This is a genomic window from Accumulibacter sp., from assembly GCF_032229525.1.
In the GTDB taxonomy this organism is placed as follows: Bacteria; Pseudomonadota; Gammaproteobacteria; order Burkholderiales; family Rhodocyclaceae; genus Accumulibacter.
Genome location: NZ_JAVTWB010000231.1, coordinates 7,940 through 29,257 on the forward strand (window position 1 = coordinate 7,940; position 21,318 = coordinate 29,257).

A 21,318-nucleotide genomic window follows, 5' to 3' on the forward strand; every position below is an offset into this window, starting at 1 on the left:
CGCGCCATGCCGACGCGCTGCGGCAGGAACCAGCTACCGCCGGTGTCGGGAATCAGCCCGATCTTGCTGAAGGCCTGCAGGAAACTTGCGGAACGTGCGGCAACGACGATGTCGCAGGCGAGCGCCAGGCTGGCGCCGGCACCGGCGGCGATGCCATTGACGGCGCAGAGGGTCGGCACGCGCAGATGCTGCAGGCGCAGCACCAGTGGCTTGTAGTTCTTTTCGATCGTCGCGGCGAGATCGGGTGGCTCGTCGCCGCCGGCTACCGAGCGGTCGTTGAGATCCTGACCGGCGCAGAAAGCATGCCCGGCGCCGCTGAGTACCAGCACGCGCGTGCTCAGATCCGCATCGAGTGTATCGAGCGCCTGCCGGATTTCCTCGTGCATCTCCTCGTTGAAGCTGTTCAGGCGGCGGGGACGATTCAGGGTCAGCCGGGCGATGCCGCTTGCGGCGGTGTAACTGATGGCGGTGAAGCTCATAAGGTGGCCTCAGAGATGGTAACGGCGCTGAACGACGCGGAAGCGATTGGCGACAAAGGCGGCATCGGCATACGAGGCGTTGGCGGCGGGGTTGCCACCAGTGCCATGATAATCCGAGAAAGCGCTCGACTGGTTGACGAAGACGGCGCCGGTCAGGTTGATCGACAACGCGACTTTCGATCGCCAGGTCGCCTCGGTCATGGCCTCGATGGTCGCTGCTGAGGTCGAGTACACGCCGACGGTCAGCGCGCCGTGCTCGCTGACGATGCGCTCGGAGAGGGCGATGGCGGTGGCGGTGTCGGCCACCCGGACCAGGAAGCTGACTGGCCCGAAGCATTCCAGCCGCCACGCCGGGTCGTCGGATTCGCTGGCGAGGAGGACCGGTGTGCGCACCTGTGCATCCGGAAAATCGGGGTGCTCGATCTGCTTGGTGGCACGGATGACCCGACCGAGCGAGCCACTGCTCGCCGTTTCGATGCGCCGCAGGGTGTCTTCCGATTGCACTGCGCCGAGCACTGCCAGGGCCACTTCGGGCTTGCCGAGCAGGGCGTCGATCGCGCCGGCGAGGTCACCGGCAAGGTCGTCGAAGCTCTTGTGGCCTGCGTCGGTTTCGATGCCGGCGGCCGGCACGAAGAGCGCCTGCGAGGTGGTGCACATCTGTCCCGAGTAGAGCGACAGCGTGAACGCCAGGTTGCGCAGCATCGCCTTGTAGGCATCGGTCGAATCGATGACGATGTTGTTGACCCCGGCCAGTTCGGCGTAGACCTGTGCCTGGCGGCAGTTGGCGATCAGCCAGTCGCCGAAGGCGTTGCTGCCGGTGAAGTCGATCGACCTGACGCTGGCGTGCTGCGCCAGTTCGCGGGTGGCCTGCGGATCGTCGTAGGCCGCCAGGCTGACCAGGTTGGCGTCGATGCCGTTTTCGGTCAGTACCTCGCGGATGATGCGCACGGTCATCGCCACCGGCAGGATGGCGTTGGGGTGTGGTTTGACGATCACCGGGTTGCCGGTGGCCAGCGCGGCGAACAGGCCGGGGTAGGTATTCCAGGTCGGGAAAGTGCCGCAGCCGATGACCAGCGCGACACCGCGGCCAACGATTTTGAAGTGTTTCTTCATGCGCAGTGGCGGATTCTTGCCTTGCGGCTTCTCCCAGGTTACTTCATTCGGTACGAAACTCTGCTCGCGCCAGGCGTAGGCGACCGCTTCCAGCGCGCGATCCTGGGCGTGCGGTGCGCCGGCCTGGAAGGCCATCATCCAGCCCTGACCGGTGGTCATCATCACCGCGTGCGCCAGTTCGAAGCTCTTCTTGTTCAGTCGTTCCAGGATCTCCAGGCAGATCCCGGTGCGGCCTTCGGCCCCCATTTTCTGCCACCCGTTCATCGCCTTCAGGGCGGCAGCGATCAAGGCCTGCGCGTCGCACAGCGGGTAGTTGACGTGCAGCGCGAAGCCGTAGGGCGAGCGTTCGCTGCCCGTCCAGCCGGTCTGGCCGGGCTGCTCAAGAGCGAATTGCTGTCCGAGATAGCCGTCGAACGCGCGCTTGCCGTCGTCCATCGCCGTTTCGCCGTAGACCTTGGGACTGGGCATTTCGCTATAGGCTGCCCAATAGCCGCGGCAACGGATGGCATCGACGGCTGCGTCTAGGGTGGCGCGGTGCTTGTCGAAAAGGGAGTGGGGCATGCGGTTCTCCTGGGAAGGGCGGGCGAGCCAGCACTCGGGCGCACCACGGTTATCAGGCTAAAACGGTACAAATTGTCCGACTGTATGTCAATAAGAGTATCAGTAAGCGCCAGGGTAGGCCTCGCCGAAGCTCTGTCAGCCAGGCACTGACGCCCCTCATGCGGCGCCGGACCCCGCGATAAAATGCGATACGGGCTAGCTTGACAGCCAGCAAGAAGCCGTAACATGATAAGAAATCCGGGGCTGGCTCAGGGCAGCAACCGATCGATTGACGCGCGAGGAGATCAGCATGGCCGCAGAGAAGGAACGCTTTGCCGACAAGATGGAACTGCCGCCGCCAACCGAGCAGCCGAATGTGTACCCGCTGTCGTGGGAAGCGAACACCACGAAGATGGCAGAGGTCTGGGCGGCTGCCCAACGCGAGTACTGGGATCCGGCCAAGCTGCCGTGGGACAGTTTCGATGCGGACAGTTACACCTGGGAGGAGCGTGAGGCGATCGCCTATTGGTGGACGCTGCTCTCGGTGTTCGACGCCTCGGCGCCACCGGTGTTCGCAGCGGCTTTGATCAAGACCTACGAAGCACACGAAGAAGCGCCGGTGCGCAACTGCTTCTTTTCGGTGACGCGCGACGAGCACAATCACGAAACGATGTGCGGGATGGCGATCACCCGGCTGCTCGGTCATCCCGACCCATTGAGCTATACGCCGAAGACCGATCTCGGCAAGCGTCTGCAGAGGAACGCGGCCTGGCTCTATTTCAACGGCGGGCGCTATTGGGAGGGATACAAGAAGGCCGTACCGCGCTATTCGCTGGCGGTCCTGTTCAGCTCTTTCCTGATGGGTGAGATCGCCGCAGCGACGATCTTCAAGCAGATGTACGACAACTCGCGGGAGGCGGTCTTCAAGGAAGGCTTCCGCAATATCGGCCGCGACGAGGGACGCCATATGGCGATCTGCATGGCCTTGATGCAACGCGACTACCCGCGCCTTGCCGACGAAGACAAGCTGGTCGTCACCCGCCAGATTCGCGCCGGCTATCTGTTTCTTTCGGCCGTCCTGTTCGAGCCACCAATGGATTTCTGGGATTTGCCGCCGGACTTCATCGCCAACCAGCGCGAAGGTGAAGAGGTGTGCCGGCAGGCAGGCTTTGGCGTCCCCAGCTACGAGATGAAGCTGCAGAACTGGAAAAACGCGATGCTCAATCTGAAGAGCGTGCTCGACAAGTACGGCATCGAATTCCCGGCCATTCCCGAAGTGGGCATCACCGGCCGCGAGATCACCGACGTCGAGATGGACGACATCATCCCGGTATTCTGAACACTGAACACCCGGCACTACCGCCAAGGTATTGCCAAAGCATCTGGAGAGAAGCATGAAGAGTCGTATCGTCCTCCATCCATCGGGAAAGTCGGTTGACTGCGCGCTGGGCGATACCGTTCTCGGAGCCCTTGAGGCCGCCGGCTACGCGCTGCCCAACAATTGCCGTGCCGGTGCCTGCGGCGAATGCAAGCTACGGGTGCGATCGGGAGACTTCGACCAGGGTGTGGTTCTCGACATGGCGCTGTCGCCGGAAGAGCGTATCGCTGGCTACGGGCTGATGTGCATGGCCAAGCCGGTCTCCGAGGAACTGGTGATCGAATGGGTCAGCGAAGACGCCCGACCGAAGCTGTTCTCGCCGCGTCAGAGCGTGCTCTTCGTGGTGGTCCACAAGAGCATCTGCGCCGCTCGTGTCGCAGAGCTGCATCTGCGTCCGGTAGGCCCGGCTCTTCGTTACTGGCCGGGGCAATACGTCACGCTCGGTGACGACGGCGCTGGCGTTCCGTATCGCGCCTATTCGATGGCCAACGCGCCGCGACCCGACGGCGAGATCGTGCTGCAGGTGGCGCGCTCCGATGAAGGTGGCACAAGTGCCTGGGTGCATGACACCCTCGAGGTCGGAGAGCAGGTCAAGATCAACGGTCCGTACGGCAGCTTCGTCGGTGATCCTACCGTGGATACGCCGGTGCTTTGCCTGGCTGCGGGGACCGGCCTGGCGCCCGTTCTCGCCCTGGCCGAGGCGGCGTTGCGCCGCGGTTTTCGAAAGCCGGTGACGGTTCTCGTGTCGGCGCGCAGCGCGGCCGATGTCTACGGACGCGGCATGCTGTCATGGTGGCACGCCCGGCACCGCCATTTCAGCTATCACGTGACGCTGACGCGCGAAAAGCGCGAGGGCTACCACCATGGCCGGGTCGACGTCGTCCTGCCGACTTTATTGCCTGACCTGTCCCGGCATACAGTTTTCGCTGCCGGTAGTCCCGAGTTCGTCGATAGCTGCTTGGCAACGGTCAGAAAGCTCGGCGCGCAGGATGCGCTGATCCACAGCGAAGGCTTCTATCACCAGAACGCTCTGGCGGACGAGGCGTCTGGTCTCTCGTTTATCAACGGCTGAGCGATGGCCGTGGAACGACTGCGCGAGGCCGGGGCGCGGCAGCCTCAGCTTGTAAACGCGCTGCGTGTCGATCTTCGGCGCGGGGCGAGTGGACCTTCCGCCAGCGCGCCGATGCGTTCGCACGTCGCCCGTTTCGGCGGGCAGAAGCGCTTACACGCGGGCTCCCTGATCGTTTCACTCTTTGGCGACCTGGTGGTGCCTCGCGGTGGCAGGATCTGGCTGGGTAGTCTGATCCGCCTGCTCGAACCGCTGGGCCTCAACGATCGACTGGTGCGCACGGCGGTGTTTCGCCTCGTTCGCGACGATTGGTTGCACGCTGAAACCTGCGGCCGCCGTAGCGATTATCTGCTGACCACGGCAGGTCAGCGCCGCTGCCGGGAAGCCGCCAGACAGCTCTACGCTGCCCGCGCGCCAGCCTGGGATCGACGCTGGCGACTGCTGCTGGTGGTCGGTCAACTCACACAGAAGGATCGGGATGCCCTGCGCCGCGCATTGTTCTGGCGGGGTTTCGGAGCCCTCGGTGGGGACTTTTTCGTCCATCCTGGCGCCGATCTTTCGGCCGCTTTCGACGGCCTGCTGTCCGAGGGTATGGGCCACCTTCTGGGTAGCCTGGTGCCACTGCTGGCCGCCGACGTAAGCCTGACGGGTACGGCCAGCAACGCCGATCTGGTTGCTCGCGCCTGGGAGCTGCGAGAACTGGGTCGGGCCTATGCCGACTTTGTCGGTGTCTATACACCGCTGCTGGCGGAGTTGCGCGGTGACGCAAAGGCGACGGTCAACGAGGAGGACGCGTTCCTGATGCGTCTGCTGCTGATTCACGACTACCGTCGCCTGCTGCTGCGCGACCCGCAGTTGCCCGAGGTGCTGCTGCCCACCGGCTGGGCTGGCCAGACGGCACGTGTCTTGAGCAAGGAGCTTTACCGCCGCCTGCTGGAGGCTTCCGAGCGCCATCTCGATCACGTCCTGAGCACTGCCGACGGTCATTGCCCGGCGCGGCAAGCGGCTTTCCGTGACCGTTTCGCCGAGGACGATCCGCTGCTACCGATGGCCCCGTAGCGCCGCTCGGCAAGCGATTCGCGACTGGTCGCTCGCTAACCTCCTGGGCAAGTCAGCTGGCGGACGAGGGCGATGGGCCTGAGACGGCGGCCGAAAGAAAGGGGTAATCGGTGTAACCGCGTTCGCCGCCGGCATAGAGCGTTGTCGGGTCGAGGGGGTTGAGCGGCGCGTCGCACCCGAGCCGTTCGACCAGGTCGGGGTTGGCGATGAAGTTCCGGCCAAAGGCGATCAGGTCGGCGTGCCCGGCGGCACGGGCCGAGAGAGCCATCGCCTCAGTGGCGCCAGCACAATATGGTTGCGCGGGGTCAGCGGGCCGAGGGTGTAAGGCAGAAAGAGATCGGCAGCACGGCTTCGGTCAGTTTTTTTGCCTGACCGCGGAGTGATGGGGAGGCGCGCCGACGTTCTCGTTTTCTGCCGTACTCTGCGTCTGCTTTCTGAGTTCGATCAGCGGCAGCACGCCGGGGAGATCGAAACGTTTGCGGTCGGGCTCGACAGCAGTCAGCGCTTCGGTTTCGATCAGGGTCGCCAATGAGCGGCGGGTCAGGTTCTGATAGGTGAGGGTTCCTTCGCTCTTCCAGGCGATCTCCTGATCGCTGACCGCTCGCATCACCTTGGCGGGAACGCCGGCGACCAGCGAGCGTGGTGGAATGGCCATTCCCGCCTTGACGAAAGCGCACGCGGCAACGATCGATGATTCGCCCACCACGGCGTTGTCCATGATCACCGCATTCATTCCGATTAGCGCATTTCTGCCAATGCGACAGCCGTGCAGCACGGCGCCATGCCCAATGTGGCCATCCTGCTCGATGATCGTGTCCGTACCGGGAAAGCCGTGCATGACGCAGGTGTCCTGCACGTTGACGCCGCGCTCGAGGATCAGGCGACCGAAATCGCCGCGCAGGCTGGCGCAGGGGCCGACATAGCAACCGGGTCCGACGATCACGTCGCCGATCAGCACGGCTGAGGGATGAACGTAGGCGCTCGGGTCGATGACCGGAACAATGCCATCGATGGCAAACACACGGGGGCGGTTCATGCTGCTGCTCCTGAAAGAGTTGCGCGTGGCCGGGCCGGGTGCGCTGCTTGCCGGTGATTCTGCGGCCTGTTCGACCATTCTATTCAGCAGAAGGGCTGCTGCCAAACACCAATCGACTTTTCACGGTCGCCACGGTCCTCGCCGGTTGGGGCGAGTCAGCTGCCGTGGCCAGGGAATCGTGTAACCAAGTGTTATTGCTGTCGGACGAAGCGAGGTTCTGCGCGTTAAGCACTGGAGCGGCGCCTTTCACGCCGCACCGACTCGAGAGCTGAAACCATGACTGTCAAGCTTCCATTCCTGCGCCGCTGGTGGCAATTGGTCGTCTTGTTGCTGTTGTCGGTGCTGGCGGTGGCGCCGGTATCGGCCGACCCGACCGGCCGAGTGGGGCGTATCGCGTGGTTGTCCGGGTCCGTTCATCTGCACCGGACGGATAGCGGTGAGTCGAGCACCGCCTTGCTCAACTGGCCACTCACTGGCGGTGACATTCTATCGACCGCTGACGGGGCGCGCGCCGAAGTGCAGATCGGGTCGACCTCTGTTCAGCTCGACGCCGGCAGCGTGCTCGAGTTCGTCACGGTCGACGATCAGCGGGTTCACCTGCGCCTGCTCGACGGCAGCGTGATTGCTCGTTTCCGCTCGCGGGAATCGGCCCATGAGTTCGAGCTGAGCACGCCCGACGGCAGTTTTTCGGTCAATGACGCCGGTAGTTATCGTTTCGACGTCAACCGCTCTTCCACTGGCGCGACGGTTGCTGCCGGCAGCCTTCACTTCGAAGCAAGCGACAGTGCGCTGGACATCCGCGCCGGGCAGCACATCGAATTCTGGAACGACGGACGGACCCGTTATCACCTGTCCGCACCGGTAACGGACGACTTCGTTCTCTGGAGCGCAGCCCGTGACCGGTTGCCAGGCTCCGCCAGCGATGCTCGCCAGGGCCGCTACGTTTCGCCGGAAATGACTGGGGCCACCGATCTTGATGCGTACGGAAGGTGGGACCAGAGCACCGAATACGGCGCCCTCTGGTTCCCGCGCGGAGTGGCCGCCGACTGGGCACCCTACCGAGAGGGCCGTTGGGCGTGGGTTGCACCCTGGGGTTGGACGTGGGTGGGCGATGAGCCCTGGGGTTTCGCACCTTTCCATTACGGTCGCTGGGTGATCTACCGCGGTGCCTGGGCTTGGGTTCCTGGCAGGCCGGTGGCGCGACCGGTCTATGCGCCGGCACTGGTCGCCTGGATTGGCACGCCGGCAGTCAGTGTGTCGCTACAGATTGGCGCGCGACCCGCCGTCGGCTGGTTTCCTCTCGCGCCACGCGAAATCTATGTGCCGCCTTACCGCTCCAGCGTGAACCATGTTCGCCAGGTCAACGTGACGCAAATTACCCGGACGACCAACGTCACGGCAATCACCAGCAACCCACAGGCCTTCGTCGACAGGACACACTACGCGCATCGCCAGCTGCCGCGGGCAGTTACCATGGTTCCCGCGGACGTCGTGACAGAGCGTCGTCCAGTCCATCAGGCGGCAATGCGCGTCGAGGATGGGCGGCTGCTCGGTAGCCAGGCGGTGCAGATGCAGGCGCCACTTGCGGTTCCGCCGATGTCGGCTGGACGCAGGCCGGCAGGTGAAGTGCGTCGGGAGCAGGGCGGAGGCCCGGGAGGAGCCGGCGGGCCCGCGGTGGACGGTCGGGTTAGCGGTGGCGGTAGGCGCAGCCAAGCGCTTTCTGGCGAGGGAGCGGGGTCGCCAACGCGGTCAACGGTTCCTGCTGAGAACCTGGCGCAGACTGCTGGTGCAGCGGCCGTAGGCGGCAGCAGGGGTGTCGTGGAGCAGCAGCCAGGACGTCCGATCCGCGACCCGGAGCTGGCAACCGTTCCCAGGCCGGGCGCGCGGGCGCCGGCCAACTCGACGGTAGCGTCGCCGCTGCCATCGCCGACGCCGGCGGAGCAGGCGGATCGGCCGGGGGTCAGGGGTGGTGGTCCGACTATGGAGCGGCCAGAGAGCCGGGCGGATCGCCGACCAAGCGGCCCGGCGCGAGATGATTCGGGCGCGAGAGCTCAGAATCCTGCGCTTCCCGCGCCGGCACCGCGTTTGCCTGCGGAGGTAGGCGCGCAACAAGGTGCCGACCGTTCTGCAGAGGCGGTGAGCCGATCGTTGCCGCCGCCCGAGCGGCGCGAACCGCGGTTGGCACCCCCGACTACCCGCCCGCAATCGTCCGCCGCGGGCAGCCAGGGTTTCGAGCGCCCGGCGGTGCCAGTGCAACCCTCGCCAATCACGCCGCAGCAGAGTCAGGGTGCGAGCGAGCGGCGACCTGCGCCGATCCCGCCGTCCGTCACTGCTCCGCGCATGCCCGATCACCCGCCAGCGGAAGTCGTGCGGCAGCCAGGGCCGCCCGGAGGAGAACGGCCTGACGCGCGTATTGAGCAGCGACCAGCAGAGCGTGCGCCGCGTCGCGAGGATGCGTCCAGGCAGCAAATGCGGCACGAAAGGCAAAGCAATCCGGTGCCGCCTGCGGCGCAGGTCAACTCGCCCCCGCAGGCGGCGCCCCGCTCGCGCCCCGAGCAGGTTCAAGAGGGCGTCCGGGGGGCCGACGTTCGCACAGAGGCGCGTGCTGAGCGTCGACGATCCGTGGAGGGCGCTGCTGGAGAGCGGAAGGATTCCCAGTGACCGTGACTGACCGTGAGTCGTTGGGCGGCTGGTCGTTTGTGCCCGGAGAGCTTGCCGAACCTGGCAGTTGAGTGGGCGGGCTGGGCGTCGCCGGCCACCCGCCTTTGTCCGCGGGGCCCGAGCGTTGCTGCGCGCTGGTCGCCCAATCGATGCCAGCCTGCCGACGACGATTGGTCGGCAATCCCTGGTTTGGTGAGGGCAAGCGCGATTTGGCGATGCGTCGCAGGTCCCGGCAGATGCTGCTGTGGGCCTGCATGTGTGTTGGGGCGATGTACGGGGCTCGAACCCGTGACCACTGGAATCACAATCCAGTGCTCTACCAACTGAGCTAACACCGCCATTGATCTGGCGCGCCCGGCGAGACTCGAACTCACGACCCCCGGCTTAGAAGGCCGGTGCTCTATCCGGTTGAGCTACGGGCGCAAGTGCGAGATTTCCAGAAAAAGATCTCCCGCTGGTACCGCCTTATTTCTGATACCTGTACCACTGGTCGGGGCGGTGGGATTCGAACTCACGACCCTCTGCTCCCAAAGCAGATGCGCTACCAGGCTGCGCTACGCCCCGAGGAAGCGCGCATTCTACTAGCTGGTCTCACGGGGGTCAATGACAAACGCAGTGACCAGGGGCGTCATTGTGGCGGGCGCTGAATCGACCGTGAGTTGCCGGTCGCGATATGCCCCGTGCTTCCTTGGTGTGGCGCCTTGACTGGTGGCCGAGTAGGTGCCGGCCACCTGGGCTCTGTACTCCTCAGCCGTACCATGTGACCGCTGTGCCGCGTAACGGTAATGCTGCGCCAGGCACGGCGCGTGGCCAACCCGCGCTCCCGAACTTGTGTCGGGTGATCGATTGGCGTCAAATGCCTGTTGGTGAGGGACATTGATCCGACGCGCCTCCTTCACCCACTTGAACAGCGGGTCTTTGGTAAGCGAGATCGCGGAGGCGGACGACGCTCTGGGCCTGCTGGGCGTTGACCGCAGTTCCCAGCTAAGGTAAATAGCGGGGCGTGCGCTGCCTGATGGGTGTAAATGACGCAATCCCTGTCCCGTGCCGGTTACGGACCACTTGAGAAACTCTGAGGAGCGGTAATGGAACGTGAAGCGATGGAGTATGACGTGGTGATCGTCGGGGCGGGTCCGGCAGGTTTAAGCGCGGCGATTCGCCTCAAGCAGTTGAATGTCGATTTGTCAGTGATGGTGCTGGAGAAGGGGTCGGAGGTCGGTGCCCATATACTCTCCGGCGCTTTGTTCGAGAGCCGGGCCCTTGACGAACTGCTGCCCGACTGGCAAGCCATGGGAGCCCCGGTCACTACTCCGGTCAGTGGCGATCAGGTTTACCTTTATCGCAGTGCAACCTCCGCAGTCAGGCTACCCGGTTTTGCCGTCCCGGCGCCGATGCACAATACCGGCAACACGGTCATCAGCCTGGGGCGTCTCTGTCGCTGGCTGGCAGAGCAGGCCGAAGCGGCCGGAGTGGAGATCTTCCCGGGATTTGCCGCCGCCGAGATTCTCTACAACGACGACGCTTCGGTAAAAGGCGTGGCAACTGGCGACCTTGGACGTGACAAGAAAGGCGAGCCGAAAGACGGTTTTCAGCCTGGCCTGGAGTTGCACGCAAAATACACACTGTTCGCCGAAGGCGCGCGCGGTCAACTCGGCAAGGAAGTGATCGCCAGATACGACCTGGCTGCCGGAGCGACTGCCCAGCACTATGGCCTCGGCATCAAAGAGTTGTGGCAGATCGATCCGGCGAAACACCAACCCGGGCTGGTCGTGCATGGTGCCGGCTGGCCACTCAGCGAGCATGGCGCAACCGGTGGTTCCTTCCTCTACCACATGGAGGACCAGCAGGTGGCAGTCGGTCTGATCGCCGATCTCAATTACGCCAATCCCTACCTTTCACCCTTCGAAGAGTTTCAGCGCTTCAAGTCCCAGGCCCAGATCCGGAAATATCTGGAAGGCGGCAAGCGCCTGTGTTACGGCGCTCGGGCGATTACCAAGGGCGGGCTCAACAGTCTGCCAAAGCAGACTTTTCCGGGCGGGCTACTGATCGGCTGTGATGCCGGCACGCTGAATTTCGCCAAGATCAAGGGCATTCATACCGCGATGAAGTCGGGGATGCTGGCCGCCGAGACGGTCAATTCGGCGTTGCAGGCGGGTGACGAAGGGCAAAGCGATCTGGTAGCTTACGAGGAGGCCTTCAAGGCTTCCTGGCTGTACGCCGAACTCCATCAGGCGCGCAATTTCGGGCCGGCGCTGCACAAGTTCGGCACCTTTCTTGGCGGCGCATTCAACTGGATCGAGCAGAATATGTTTGGTGGTCGGATGTTCTTCACGCTCAAGGACAAGTCCAGCGATCACGAACAACTGCAAGCAGCCGCCCGCCATCAGCCGATCGAGTATGCCAAGCCGGATGGCGTCCTGAGTTTCGACCGCCTGTCATCGGTATTCATTTCAAATACGGCGCACGAGGAAGAGCAACCTGTTCATCTGCAGTTGCTCGACAGCAGCAAGGCGATAGAGATCAATTTCAAGGAATATGCCTCGCCCGAACAACGCTACTGCCCGGCCGGGGTCTATGAGATCGTCGAAGAAGCGGCCGGTCCGCGCCTGCAGATCAACGCGTCCAATTGCGTCCACTGCAAGACTTGTGACATCAAGGATCCGACCCAGAACATCCGCTGGGTGGCGCCCGAAGGTGGTGGCGGACCCAACTATCCCAACATGTGAGCCGCGCGTCGGTGCTTGTCAGGCGGAATCGCCCAAGTCGCACGGCTTTCCGGCATGTTGGGCCAACGCCCAGGCGACGTGTTCCCGGACCAGTGCCGAGGGGTCGTTCTGCCGCGTCGACAGCGCCGCCAGGACTGCTGCGGAACTCTTTGCATTCCCGAGGGCAACAGCGATGTTGCGCAGCCAACGCTGGTGGCCGATCCGCCTGATCGGGCTGCCCGCCAGCCGCTCCTTGAACTGCTCTTCGCTCCAGGCAAAGAGCGCTGATAGCGGGCTGGCGTCGAGGCCTTGGCGAACAGCAAAGTCGGGGTCGCCGATGCCGGCAAAGCGGTTCCACGGGCAGCACAGCTGGCAGTCGTCGCAGCCGTAGATGCGGTTGCCGATCAGCGGCCGTAGTGCGATGGGGATGGCGCCCTGCAATTCGATCGTCAGGTAAGAAATGCACAGGCGTGCATCCACTTCGTAGGGTGCGACGATCGCCCCGGTCGGGCAGGCGTCGAGGCAGCGCCGGCAGCTGCCGCAGTGATCACCGATCGGCGTGTCCGGGACTAGCGGCAAGGTGGTGTATATCTCGCCGAGAAAATGCCACGAACCTCCCCGGGTCAGTGAGAGCGTATGCTTGCCGCGCCAGGCAATGCCCGACTGGCATGCGAACTCGCTTTCCAGAACCGGTGCCGAATCGGAGAACACGCGGCAGGCGAAAGGTTCGGCCAGTGCCAGCGCTCCGGCTTCGCGGCGCAGGCGGTCAGCGAGCTTCTGCAGCCGCTGGCGAACGGTCTTGTGATAATCACGGCCGAGTGCATAGCGGGAAACATAGGCGAGTTGGCTGTCGCCGAGCACCTGCTTGGCATCGGCCGCGTCCGGCCAGTACGACAGGCGAACCGAAATGACCGACAGGGCCCCTGGCAGCAGCTGCTGCGGAGCGGCACGCAGCGACGCGTGTTTGGCCATATAATCCATTTCGCCGTGCCGGCCCAGTTCAAGCCAGCGCATCAACCACGGCGCCGCGGCTGAAACATCGGCCCTGGCGATGCCGATCGAGGCAAAGCCGAGTTCCTGCCCCCAGTCCTTTATCCTGCTGCTCACCTCGGCATAATCGGTCGGGTTGGCGGCGGGGCTGTCGCCGGCGCCTGTTTGGGAGTTCCTTTCGTGCATAGCCCGGATCATAACCACTCGCCGCTGACCCTGCACCTGCCAGATGAGGCGGCGACCGCCAGCTTTGGCCGTCAGTTGGCCCCTTTGCTCGTCCCCGGAATGGTCGTCTGGCTGGATGGCGACCTCGGTTCGGGAAAGACCACGCTGGTTCGCGCACTGTTGCGTGCGCTCGGTCACGACGGTCCGGTGAAAAGCCCTACCTATTCATTGGTTGAAATTTATGTAATTTCGAGGATATACTGGTATCACTTTGATTTCTATCGGTTCAACTTTCCGGAAGAGTTTAGTGATTCAGGGCTTGGTGAGTATTTTCGTGACGATGCCGTGTGCTTGGTCGAGTGGCCGCGGAAGGCCGTTGGCTGCGTGCCGGCGGCAGACCTCCTCCTTCTCTTCCGAATTGACGGGGAAGGGCGGACGCTGGACGTCGTTGCGAGTAGCGAGGAGGGGCAAGAATGTCTGAACGCGCTGAAGAGAGGTTGGCCCAACGCCGCAGACTGATCAAGTTTGCCGGGGCTTCGCTGTTCCTGACGGTCAGTCCGATATCACGAGCCTCAGCCAATCGAAATGCGGGCGTTGTTGCCGTACGTATCTGGCCGGCGCCGGACTACACCCGCGTGACGATCGAACACAGCGCCCCGCTCAAGTACACCCACTTCACCGTAAAGGATCCGGAACGTCTGGTGGTCGACCTGGAAGGCATCGAGTTGACCAGTGTCCTCGAGAGTCTCGCCAAGAAAGTTTCGCCTGACGATCCCAACATCAAACTGGTGCGAGCCGGGCGCTACAAGCCAGGTGTCGTACGCCTGGTGATGGAACTGAAGACCGAAGTCGCGCCGCAGGTTTTCGAACTGGCGCCGGTGGGAGACTATGGGCATCGTCTGGTCCTGGACGTTTATCCGCTCAACCCACCGGATCCGATGCTCGCCTTGCTGGACAGCAAGGGGTGGCTGCCAGCGCCAGCGCCGGTGGAGGGCAGCTCTGGCGCTCTGCCAGATAACCGTCCCGAGGCGGCCGGCGCCAGACCAGACTCGGGTACCGGAAAAATTGCCGAACAACGGTCCGCCAGCCGGCGCCAGGGAAAAGCGGTAATCGATCGTTTGGTGACCATCACCCTTGATCCGGGACACGGCGGCGAAGATCCAGGCGCGGTCGGGAGCGGCGGCAGCTACGAAAAGCACGTGACGCTGGCGGTTGCCAAGCGCTTGCGAGCCAAGATCGAGGCTCACCCTAACATGCGCGTCGCGCTCACCCGGGACTCCGATTTCTTCGTGCCATTGCAGGCCCGAGTGCAGAAAGCGCGGCGAATTCAAAGTGACCTCTTCGTCTCGATCCATGCCGATGCCTTTGTCAGGCCGGACGCCAACGGGTCGTCGGTCTTCGTTCTTTCGGAGAGCGGCGCGTCCAGTTCGGCGGCGCGCTACCTGGCGCAAAAAGAGAACGCATCCGATCTGATCGGCGGGGTCAACATCGATGTCAAAGATCCGGTTCTGGCGCGTACCCTGCTGGACCTGTCGCAAACCGCGACGATCAGCGACAGCCTCAAGTTGGGCAAAGCGGTACTTGGCGAGATCGGCGGTATCAACCGCCTGCACAAGGCCAGCGTGGAGCAGGCCGGGTTCGCGGTGCTCAAGGCGCCAGACATTCCGTCGATCCTGATCGAGACGGCCTTCATCTCCAATCCCGAGGAGGAGAAGCGGTTAAACGACGACGCCTACCAGGACAAGATGGCCGAGGCGATCTTCGCGGGAATCAAGAAATATCTGGCACAGAATCCGCCGCTGGCCAAGTCAACGCTGGCCAGGCTCGACTGATTTCTTCCTGACCACCGGTGTCGCAAGGCGAGAACACAAGGGATCTTTCACAGCAGCTAAATAGAGGTTCCAAATGTTGGCTTGCGCTGCTAGAATGCGGACCCTGCACGTGCATGAAGAGTCGCCGTGCCGCTGTAGCTCAGTTGGTAGAGCAGCGCATTCGTAATGCGAAGGTCGACAGTTCGATTCCGTCCAGCGGCACCAGCAACCTTCAACCGACAGGTAGCCGAAAAAAAAAGCCGCGATCAGCGGCTTTTTTTGTGGCCGGCGAATCTAGCTGCACTCGACCATCCGGGTGGGCGAACAAGGCATCATTCCAGCAGCTGAGGTTCCCTCGGTTCTTGCCTGCCAAAGGGTGGGTTTCATGCTGCCGGTTTTGCCTGATGCTGCACGCTGATCCAGTTGCGCAAGGTCTGGTCGCCCAGCCCGAGTTCCCGGCAGACCGTACCTACGCTTTACCCGTCCTTGATCCGCTTGACGGCCAGTTCCTTGAGCTCGATCGTGTATCCCTGTTTCAATACCTTCAGTTCTTCCTTTCCTCAAGGCAGCCACCTTCTCAAGTTGCAACTGGTCCGAAAATCGGCCAGCCGGTAAGCATTTACTGCCCTGACGTACTGCCGCCAACGCTGGATACCCATACTTCACGCACCTGATCACGTCCTGAAGAATAGTTCCTTGCGGTGCTGAATCGGATTTGCATTCCCGCCTTGAGCTTAAAAGCCTTTTGTTTAGAATCGCCCGCCAGCGGGTTGATCTTTACGGAAACCGATTGGAATTCATAGCTGACGCCGTCAACCACAATGGTTCGATTGTTCGAGTCAATGGCATCAACGGTGCCGCCCCGCTCGACAAGATTCGTTGAGCTTGCACTGGTGGTCTGGACTGCGTTCAGCCCCCCTGGTTGTATTGCCAAACTCGGTTGAACGGTAAAAATAAGTAACGCTGAGACAACAAGTCGAATGAGCATACTCACCTTTGTGGCTCCTTAAAATGTCCGGATGTCACGGGTTATTATTGAACGAGTTCACGCCACGAAACGCGTTTCCCAGTGGGAGGGGGCGACAGCGGCACCTCCTGCGCAGTGGTCCGTGCATCGGAGGTGCGGACGAGAGAAATGACCTTGCCGCTGGGCAACTGGATAAGCACCGGGCGACTGGCCAGTACCGCACCCAAGTACGTCCCTGACCAGGGCACGGTTGAGTTTTCGACCAGGCCACCCGTTTTAACGTTGATGAAATACTGCCAACTGCTGCCACCTGGTACGCAGACGGTGGCGCTGGGGATGTTGCTGGTGAAGACCAGTGCACCCAAAGCCAGCCCGGGATCCGTGCTCACCCGTTCTCCCGAAGTCGGCAGATCAATGTACCAACCTTTCTTGGACGCGTAATCAACCGCATTATTTGAGACCGTCCTGCTAACTGGAACAGGGGGAGTGGTTGCTGAGAAAGTTGTGGTAATTGTTTGTTGCACAAGGCTGGCCCTTAGCGGATCGGGCAATGCGACAAGTTGATCTCTGAGCCCGTACATCGTTTGGGTTTGCGTTGTGGAGACATCGGAATTGCCAAGATATTTACCTGTTCCAACATAGACCATACGCGCATTTGCGCCGTTGATTGACAGCAATGCCAGTTCAGGCGCTGTGGTGATGGGCTGGGCCACCGCGCTGGAGTCTTTGAGCGTTGTGAATTTCGCGACGCTCCAACCACTTGCGGCGTTGGAAGTGAGATCAAATCGCCATATATTCCCTTGAAGATCGCCGCCATAGACATACTCGACGGTGTTATCGACATCGCCATTGCTCACATAAGCACTGATGTAGGCGAGGCCACAAGGCGATGTGGTAGGTGTCGCGGAGCATCCGGTTGTCGGGATATCCTTGATCAGGTCTCCTGTCTTGGGATTCACGACATAGAGGCGCCCCAGGCCATCACCGCCGCTATCCCCAGTGTTTGTTCCATTGTTATAGCCTGCGGTCACCAGAACAACCCAGCCCTTAGCCTTGGTCTTGACGATGATCGGCTTGCCAAACGAATACCCCATGTTCAGCGTTGCGGCATTACGCTCGCTGGTGTTGCTGATACTGTTCGGAAACTCCCACAGAACCTTGTTCTTGACGTCCACCTCGGTAGCGGCTCCAGGAGTGGACACATCCAACGCGTAATACCCGCGCCCGCCCTTTCCCAAGCCCCCGACAACGATGGTACGCCAGTCCGTGCCACTACCCGTTGCGCCCTCCACGTTCTTGAAGTCGACGTCGCCGCTCACCGCCGTACCATCGACATAGTACTGGTGTGTGAATCCTGTCTTGCGACTCAAATTATTCAGGTTGGCGATCACCAGGTTGGGAACATAGGCCCAGGACTCCGCCCCGGTGGCGGCTTCAAAAGCGTGCAGCATGCCATCGTTTGCCCCTTGGTACAGCATGCGTGTGCGAGATGAATTGCTTGCCTTGAAGGTGCCGTAGTCCGTATCGGCATAGTTGGCGGTTGGCCCTCTGACCAGCAGGGGTTCGGCATTGATAATGTCGCCGAGCAGATGGACTCGGACGCGATAGGTTGCCCCCTCATTGGTACGATCGCCACGCAGATAAGCCAAGACCGCCGCACCGTCGGTCGTGGTTGGGGTGTTGAGCAAGGTCTGTTGGGCCGCAGTGAGTTTGGTCGCGGTTGTTGCCGTGGTTGGCTGAAACTGAATTCCGCCGATGGATCCAGCCGTGGCCACTGAAGTCGCGACAAGCCGGCTGGCGGAGGAGCGCAAATCAAGTTGGGCCGCTGCGCTTCCGGCAACCCACTGGGATGTTGTGGAAGGCAATCCCGTTGCTATATCAATCGGAAAGGAATTGATATCGCCCGTCCATGTTCCCGAGTCGTACTTTGACGCATAAGACGCATTATCGGTCGAGGTGACGTGAGCATTGGCGACGGCAACCGCCGCTGAAGAACCGACCTTTGCCGTGATGTCATCCGATATCTTGGTGATGGCGTTCTGGAATGCCGCGGCATCGGTAGTGAGCAATGCCGTAGCGGTTCCCCCGTTATAAGCCATGGCATTCATCACCGAAAGCGCGCCGGCATTGGCGACGGTATCGCCCAGAGCTACGACATAGGTTTGGACGTCATAATTCCCGGTAACCGCGCCGGTACCATCCTTGTTGGTCGAGGAAATGCCAAGGTTGGTGACCGCAGTGGTGCGCAAGGCCGTTACCGCGTTAATGGCATGGGTTGCGGCCGTGCCAAAAGTGCCGCTCGTACAGGAGTTGTTGGTGGTGCTCCAATCGCAGGTGTTGGTGCGGTCCGCTGCCGAATAAAGATTGCCGCTGGTATCGCCGGTGGGCAAGCCATCGGTGACGAGCATGACAAAATTTTGTTGGCAGGTGTATTTTGTTGGCGATGCAAGACCACTCAGGGTGCCGGCAAAGTAGTTCTTGGACGTATTGAGCGTGCCGGTTAGCGTGGTAAATACGGCACCATTCTTTATCTCACCGGTGGCCGCATTGGTTTCATTGCCGAGCAGTGTCTGCAGTGTGTTGTAGTGGGTGGTCGAGTCGACCTTTACCTCTTCGTAAAGCCTTCCGTTGCCTGTTACATTGGAACTGTAACCCCATCCCCTTGGCAAATACAGCTGACGCTGTATTGGCGGATTGCTTGGCAGATAGCCCGCATCGGTTGCGGTGAAACCAATTGCTCCGGTTCCAAATGGTTGACCTGTAAAGGCACCCGCCGCCCAGGAATTTCCGGCACCGGTGTTGTGCGTCTGGTAAATACTATAGCTAGTACCTGTTCCAGCAGTGAGCCCCCAGAAAGAAGGGTACACGCCATTTGTGTATAGAACGTCGAGAACATCCGAGTCGTCACCGGTTTTGTCATAGGTCACATAATTGCCACCAGTAAAAGGCTGAGGGTTGGCAACGCACCTTATATTACCATTGGAGGCTGAACGGCCTACGGTGGGTGGTGTTCCGGCGACATAACCGACGCAGTCGTCGGTGAACACCATGCCGGTATTCGAGCCGAGGTAATAGCCGTAGGTGTTGCGCAAGGCGGGAGTAGAGGACATCTCATAACTCATCAACCCCCAGTTAAACACGCTGCGGTAATTGGTGATGGTCGTGCGCATCACGCCGCGGCCAATATTGCCGCGCGTCAGCGGATCGTTGCCGGAAACCAGCGTGCCGCCCATATAGGCATCCATCGACTGGGAGTCATCGTAAATCACGAGGACATTTGGCGTCACCATGTTTGATACGGCCATCGGAACGTTGGCGATGTCAGTCGAAGCCGCCTGCACAGTCGTTGCGGCAAGGCTTAACAGCATGCTCAGGACGACGCCGCGTAGGGTCTTGTTTGAATCAAATCGATTTTGCATGGTCATGATCAGACTCCATTACATGATGTTGGATTCGCTCGAAGTCACCATCTCACCCTCACCAGGGGTTTGGCGGCAAGGTCGGTGGTGGCCGCCTGGAGCAAGCCCCACCGCCAAGACAGGGTGATGAAGCGCAACGGTGTTTCCGTTCCATCCTTATTGTTTCAGCTACGGTTCACGATGGCCTGCACGTAGCTTTGCGTGTTGCGCGGACCGCTGACCTGCACCGTGATGCGGTAATAGATTGCGTCATCCGTCGAGAAGATCACCGCGCCGGCTTTCTTGCTGCCGCCTTGACTGGTGCCCGCCAATTTCTGGGTGTAGCAGTTGCCCGACACGTTGGTGATCGGTAGCGGCACGGTAGGGTCGCAAAGCCGATCAATGACATATTTGACCTGGTAGGCTTGTGCGCTGCAGACCACCGTCGCGCCCGCACTGTTGCGGCAAGGAACGGTGGCCCAGTTCACCCCGATCGGCACACCTCCGCTGTCGACGGTCTGGCGAGTGGCGTAGTACTGGTTAGCGATATTGGCGTCCAGGCTAGCGGCGGTGATGTTGGGCAGTGCGTTGAAGGCCGCTTCGACGCCGATGTCACCGGCCTGCAGCGTCGCCTGCCGGAAGGCCATGTTGCCCGAGATGACGTTGCCCGCATCGACGCCGCGCAGCAGGGCGATGCTGGCGATGGCCAGGGCCACCATGGCGATCAGGGTGATGATCAGGATGACGCCCTTTTGCGCCACCGGCCCGGCCAGTTGCTTGATCTGCGTCTTCATCACGACTTCGCCCATATCACGTTTACCAGCGGGGTGATGGTCTGGTAGACCTTGTAGCGGTAGCATTGCCAGTTGGCCACTGCGGTGACTCCCGACATCGTCGGGCCGCCGGCCCAGCCGACGGGCGCCGCGGTCGTGGTGTCGCAGGCGCCGCCGGGCACCGCGGGTTGTTCCGGCAAGGCGCTGCGCACCGCCACCGCCACGCGTACCGCCTTGATCCGATTCTTGAGCGTGCTGGCGCCGGCGCTCGCATCCAGATTTGCCCAGTTCTTGCCGTAGCAATACGAATTGTTCGGCCCGGTGACGCGCGTGTCGGGCCCAGTGGCAACCGCTGTCAGGTCCACCGCATCGGTCCAGCAGTCGACGTTCTGGTTGATGACGCCCGAGACGACCGCGTCCCCCGCGACGCCATAACGCGCCTGGATATCGACGACGTTACCCACCAGATCGGCGGTGGGCGTCGCTGCCGGGGCTCCGGCACAGGCGCTGGCGCCGGAACCGAGGGAATTCGGCACAGTCGTCTGGCGCAGGAAGTACTCGTCCGCACCCGCCGTCTTGGCAACCTGCAGACGCAGGTTGGTGAAACTGCCCATGTTGATGATCACGTCGTTGGTGTCGTAACCGCCGGCGGGAAAGTAGCCTGTCTGTGCGCCACCGGGCGGGTTGTAGTTTGACTGGCCCGAACCGGTGAGGAAAAAGATCGCCGTGCCGCCGGCGCCGCCGCCGCCGGGATTGGTGTCCTTGGTGTCGGTAACCTGCAGGAGCGAGCACTGTTTGCTGCCGTCGGGCGCCGCAAACAGGACAAAATCGCATACTCCCAAGCCATTCACCGTGTTGACGTTGGTCTTGTTCGATGGCGTGGGCATGTCGAGGGTGATGTGGAGCGGGGCGGCACCGAGCGCCGACCCGCTGTAGAAGGTGTCGATGATGTCGGGGGTGGTGCCGCCGGTGTCGGTGATCCTGACCGGCAGGGTCGACACGGTCGTCGTCACGCCGCCACCCCCGCTGTAGTACTGCTTGATGACCGGGCACATCATGGCGGCATTGCCCGTCAGTCCGAAGCCGCCTTGTTTGATCTCCTTCTCCAGAATGCGCAGTGCCAGCAGGCCGCCGACCTGGGCATCGACACCGAACATGGTGGTGCGCTTGCTCG

15 protein-coding genes, 4 tRNA genes and 1 pseudogene are annotated in these 21,318 nt (G+C 62.0%); 8 read left to right on the forward strand and 12 right to left on the reverse strand.

The genetic code is table 11. The features are described 5' to 3' along the window. Both RUW20_RS18380 and paaN read right to left on the reverse strand, forming a co-directional pair. A partial coding sequence (locus tag RUW20_RS18380; protein ID WP_313953671.1) for an enoyl-CoA hydratase-related protein occupies positions 1 to 479 on the reverse strand: 479 nt, incomplete at its 3' end. 9 nt (positions 480 to 488) lie between these two features. Continuing rightward, positions 489 to 2,153 (reverse strand): phenylacetic acid degradation protein PaaN, encoded by a 1,665-nt coding sequence (gene paaN / locus RUW20_RS18385; RefSeq protein ID WP_313953672.1) that lies wholly within the window; start codon positions 2,151 to 2,153, stop codon positions 489 to 491. A gap of 289 nt (positions 2,154 to 2,442) precedes the next feature. On the opposite strand from paaN, the gene RUW20_RS18390 reads away from it, so the two are divergent. The 3 genes from RUW20_RS18390 to paaX all read left to right on the forward strand — a co-directional run bounded on the left by RUW20_RS18390 (position 2,443) and on the right by paaX (position 5,638). Then, the gene (locus tag RUW20_RS18390; protein ID WP_313953673.1) at positions 2,443 to 3,471 is read left to right on the forward strand and encodes a hypothetical protein; all 1,029 of its coding nucleotides are present in this window, start codon (positions 2,443 to 2,445) and stop codon (positions 3,469 to 3,471) included. A 55-nt stretch (positions 3,472 to 3,526) separates the two neighbouring features. Then, the gene (locus RUW20_RS18395) at positions 3,527 to 4,582 is read left to right on the forward strand and encodes a 2Fe-2S iron-sulfur cluster-binding protein (RefSeq protein WP_313953674.1); all 1,056 of its coding nucleotides are present in this window, start codon (positions 3,527 to 3,529) and stop codon (positions 4,580 to 4,582) included. A gap of 111 nt (positions 4,583 to 4,693) precedes the next feature. After that, positions 4,694 to 5,638: a phenylacetic acid degradation operon negative regulatory protein PaaX gene (gene paaX / locus RUW20_RS18400; protein ID WP_313953675.1), complete on the forward strand. Its 945-nt coding sequence runs from the start codon at positions 4,694 to 4,696 to the stop codon at positions 5,636 to 5,638. A 52-nt stretch (positions 5,639 to 5,690) separates the two neighbouring features. Here the strand turns inward: paaX and RUW20_RS18405 are convergent. Next, a pseudogene (locus tag RUW20_RS18405) lies at positions 5,691 to 5,885 on the reverse strand (alkene reductase); the annotation flags it as partial. A gap of 108 nt (positions 5,886 to 5,993) precedes the next feature. Next, positions 5,994 to 6,674 carry a phenylacetic acid degradation protein PaaY gene (locus tag RUW20_RS18410; RefSeq protein ID WP_313953676.1) on the reverse strand — a complete coding sequence of 227 codons (681 nt, stop codon included), beginning with the start codon at positions 6,672 to 6,674 and terminating at the stop codon, positions 5,994 to 5,996. A gap of 276 nt (positions 6,675 to 6,950) precedes the next feature. Between RUW20_RS18410 and RUW20_RS18415 the strand changes: the two genes are divergently transcribed. After that, the gene (locus RUW20_RS18415; protein WP_313953677.1) at positions 6,951 to 9,335 is read left to right on the forward strand and encodes a DUF6600 domain-containing protein; all 2,385 of its coding nucleotides are present in this window, start codon (positions 6,951 to 6,953) and stop codon (positions 9,333 to 9,335) included. 262 nt (positions 9,336 to 9,597) lie between these two features. On the opposite strand, the gene RUW20_RS18420 is transcribed toward RUW20_RS18415, so the two are convergent. The 3 genes from RUW20_RS18420 to RUW20_RS18430 all read right to left on the reverse strand — a co-directional run bounded on the left by RUW20_RS18420 (position 9,598) and on the right by RUW20_RS18430 (position 9,899). Beyond that, a tRNA-His gene (locus RUW20_RS18420) sits at positions 9,598 to 9,673 on the reverse strand. 8 nt (positions 9,674 to 9,681) lie between these two features. After that, a tRNA-Arg gene (locus RUW20_RS18425) sits at positions 9,682 to 9,758 on the reverse strand. A 64-nt stretch (positions 9,759 to 9,822) separates the two neighbouring features. Beyond that, a tRNA-Pro gene (locus RUW20_RS18430) sits at positions 9,823 to 9,899 on the reverse strand. Positions 9,900 to 10,420: 521 nt separating this feature from the next. On the opposite strand from RUW20_RS18430, the gene RUW20_RS18435 reads away from it, so the two are divergent. Then, the gene (locus tag RUW20_RS18435; RefSeq protein ID WP_313953678.1) at positions 10,421 to 12,061 is read left to right on the forward strand and encodes an electron transfer flavoprotein-ubiquinone oxidoreductase; all 1,641 of its coding nucleotides are present in this window, start codon (positions 10,421 to 10,423) and stop codon (positions 12,059 to 12,061) included. An 18-nt stretch (positions 12,062 to 12,079) separates the two neighbouring features. Here the strand turns inward: RUW20_RS18435 and queG are convergent, their stop codons facing one another. Beyond that, positions 12,080 to 13,216: a tRNA epoxyqueuosine(34) reductase QueG gene (gene queG, locus RUW20_RS18440; RefSeq protein ID WP_313953679.1), complete on the reverse strand. Its 1,137-nt coding sequence runs from the start codon at positions 13,214 to 13,216 to the stop codon at positions 12,080 to 12,082. Between queG and tsaE the strand changes: the two genes are divergently transcribed. From tsaE to RUW20_RS18455, 3 genes are all read left to right on the forward strand, one after another. Further along, on the forward strand, positions 13,211 to 13,714 hold the full coding sequence (tsaE, locus tag RUW20_RS18445) for a tRNA (adenosine(37)-N6)-threonylcarbamoyltransferase complex ATPase subunit type 1 TsaE (RefSeq protein ID WP_313953680.1): 504 nt from the start codon (positions 13,211 to 13,213) through the stop codon (positions 13,712 to 13,714). The two genes, queG and tsaE, sit on opposite strands and share 6 nt — an antisense overlap. Then, on the forward strand, positions 13,669 to 15,027 hold the full coding sequence (locus RUW20_RS18450; protein WP_313953681.1) for an N-acetylmuramoyl-L-alanine amidase: 1,359 nt from the start codon (positions 13,669 to 13,671) through the stop codon (positions 15,025 to 15,027). Before tsaE ends, RUW20_RS18450 begins: the two co-directional genes overlap by 46 nt. A gap of 128 nt (positions 15,028 to 15,155) precedes the next feature. Then, positions 15,156 to 15,231: transfer RNA gene (locus RUW20_RS18455), tRNA-Thr, on the forward strand. 394 nt (positions 15,232 to 15,625) lie between these two features. Here RUW20_RS18455 and RUW20_RS18460 read toward each other — a convergent pair. The 4 genes from RUW20_RS18460 to RUW20_RS18475 form a co-directional block, all read right to left on the reverse strand. Further along, on the reverse strand, positions 15,626 to 16,000 hold the full coding sequence (locus tag RUW20_RS18460) for a hypothetical protein (protein ID WP_313953682.1): 375 nt from the start codon (positions 15,998 to 16,000) through the stop codon (positions 15,626 to 15,628). A 38-nt stretch (positions 16,001 to 16,038) separates the two neighbouring features. Next, positions 16,039 to 19,398: a PilC/PilY family type IV pilus protein gene (locus tag RUW20_RS18465; RefSeq protein WP_313953683.1), complete on the reverse strand. Its 3,360-nt coding sequence runs from the start codon at positions 19,396 to 19,398 to the stop codon at positions 16,039 to 16,041. 158 nt (positions 19,399 to 19,556) lie between these two features. Then, entirely contained in the window at positions 19,557 to 20,165 is a 609-nt protein-coding gene (locus RUW20_RS18470; RefSeq protein WP_313953684.1) for a hypothetical protein, read from the reverse strand. Then, positions 20,165 to 21,318 (reverse strand): hypothetical protein (locus tag RUW20_RS18475; RefSeq protein WP_313953685.1); only part of this gene is annotated, 1,154 nt, incomplete at its 5' end. The genes RUW20_RS18475 and RUW20_RS18470, both read right to left, overlap by 1 nt.

What these genes read in the sequence shown, in the direction of transcription:
- RUW20_RS18450 (WP_313953681.1), top strand. Translation starts at nt 13,669, where the DNA reads ATGTCTGAACGCGCTGAAGAGAGGTTGGCCCAACGCCGCAGACTGATC.
- queG (WP_313953679.1), bottom strand. Translation starts at nt 13,216, where the DNA reads ATGCACGAAAGGAACTCCCAAACAGGCGCCGGCGACAGCCCCGCCGCC.
- RUW20_RS18415 (WP_313953677.1), top strand. Translation starts at nt 6,951, where the DNA reads ATGACTGTCAAGCTTCCATTCCTGCGCCGCTGGTGGCAATTGGTCGTC.
- RUW20_RS18470 (WP_313953684.1), bottom strand. Translation starts at nt 20,165, where the DNA reads ATGAAGACGCAGATCAAGCAACTGGCCGGGCCGGTGGCGCAAAAGGGC.
- paaN (WP_313953672.1), bottom strand. Translation starts at nt 2,153, where the DNA reads ATGCCCCACTCCCTTTTCGACAAGCACCGCGCCACCCTAGACGCAGCC.
- paaX (WP_313953675.1), top strand. Translation starts at nt 4,694, where the DNA reads ATGCGTTCGCACGTCGCCCGTTTCGGCGGGCAGAAGCGCTTACACGCG.
- RUW20_RS18395 (WP_313953674.1), top strand. Translation starts at nt 3,527, where the DNA reads ATGAAGAGTCGTATCGTCCTCCATCCATCGGGAAAGTCGGTTGACTGC.
- RUW20_RS18410 (WP_313953676.1), bottom strand. Translation starts at nt 6,674, where the DNA reads ATGAACCGCCCCCGTGTGTTTGCCATCGATGGCATTGTTCCGGTCATC.
- RUW20_RS18435 (WP_313953678.1), top strand. Translation starts at nt 10,421, where the DNA reads ATGGAACGTGAAGCGATGGAGTATGACGTGGTGATCGTCGGGGCGGGT.
- RUW20_RS18390 (WP_313953673.1), top strand. Translation starts at nt 2,443, where the DNA reads ATGGCCGCAGAGAAGGAACGCTTTGCCGACAAGATGGAACTGCCGCCG.
- RUW20_RS18465 (WP_313953683.1), bottom strand. Translation starts at nt 19,398, where the DNA reads ATGACCATGCAAAATCGATTTGATTCAAACAAGACCCTACGCGGCGTC.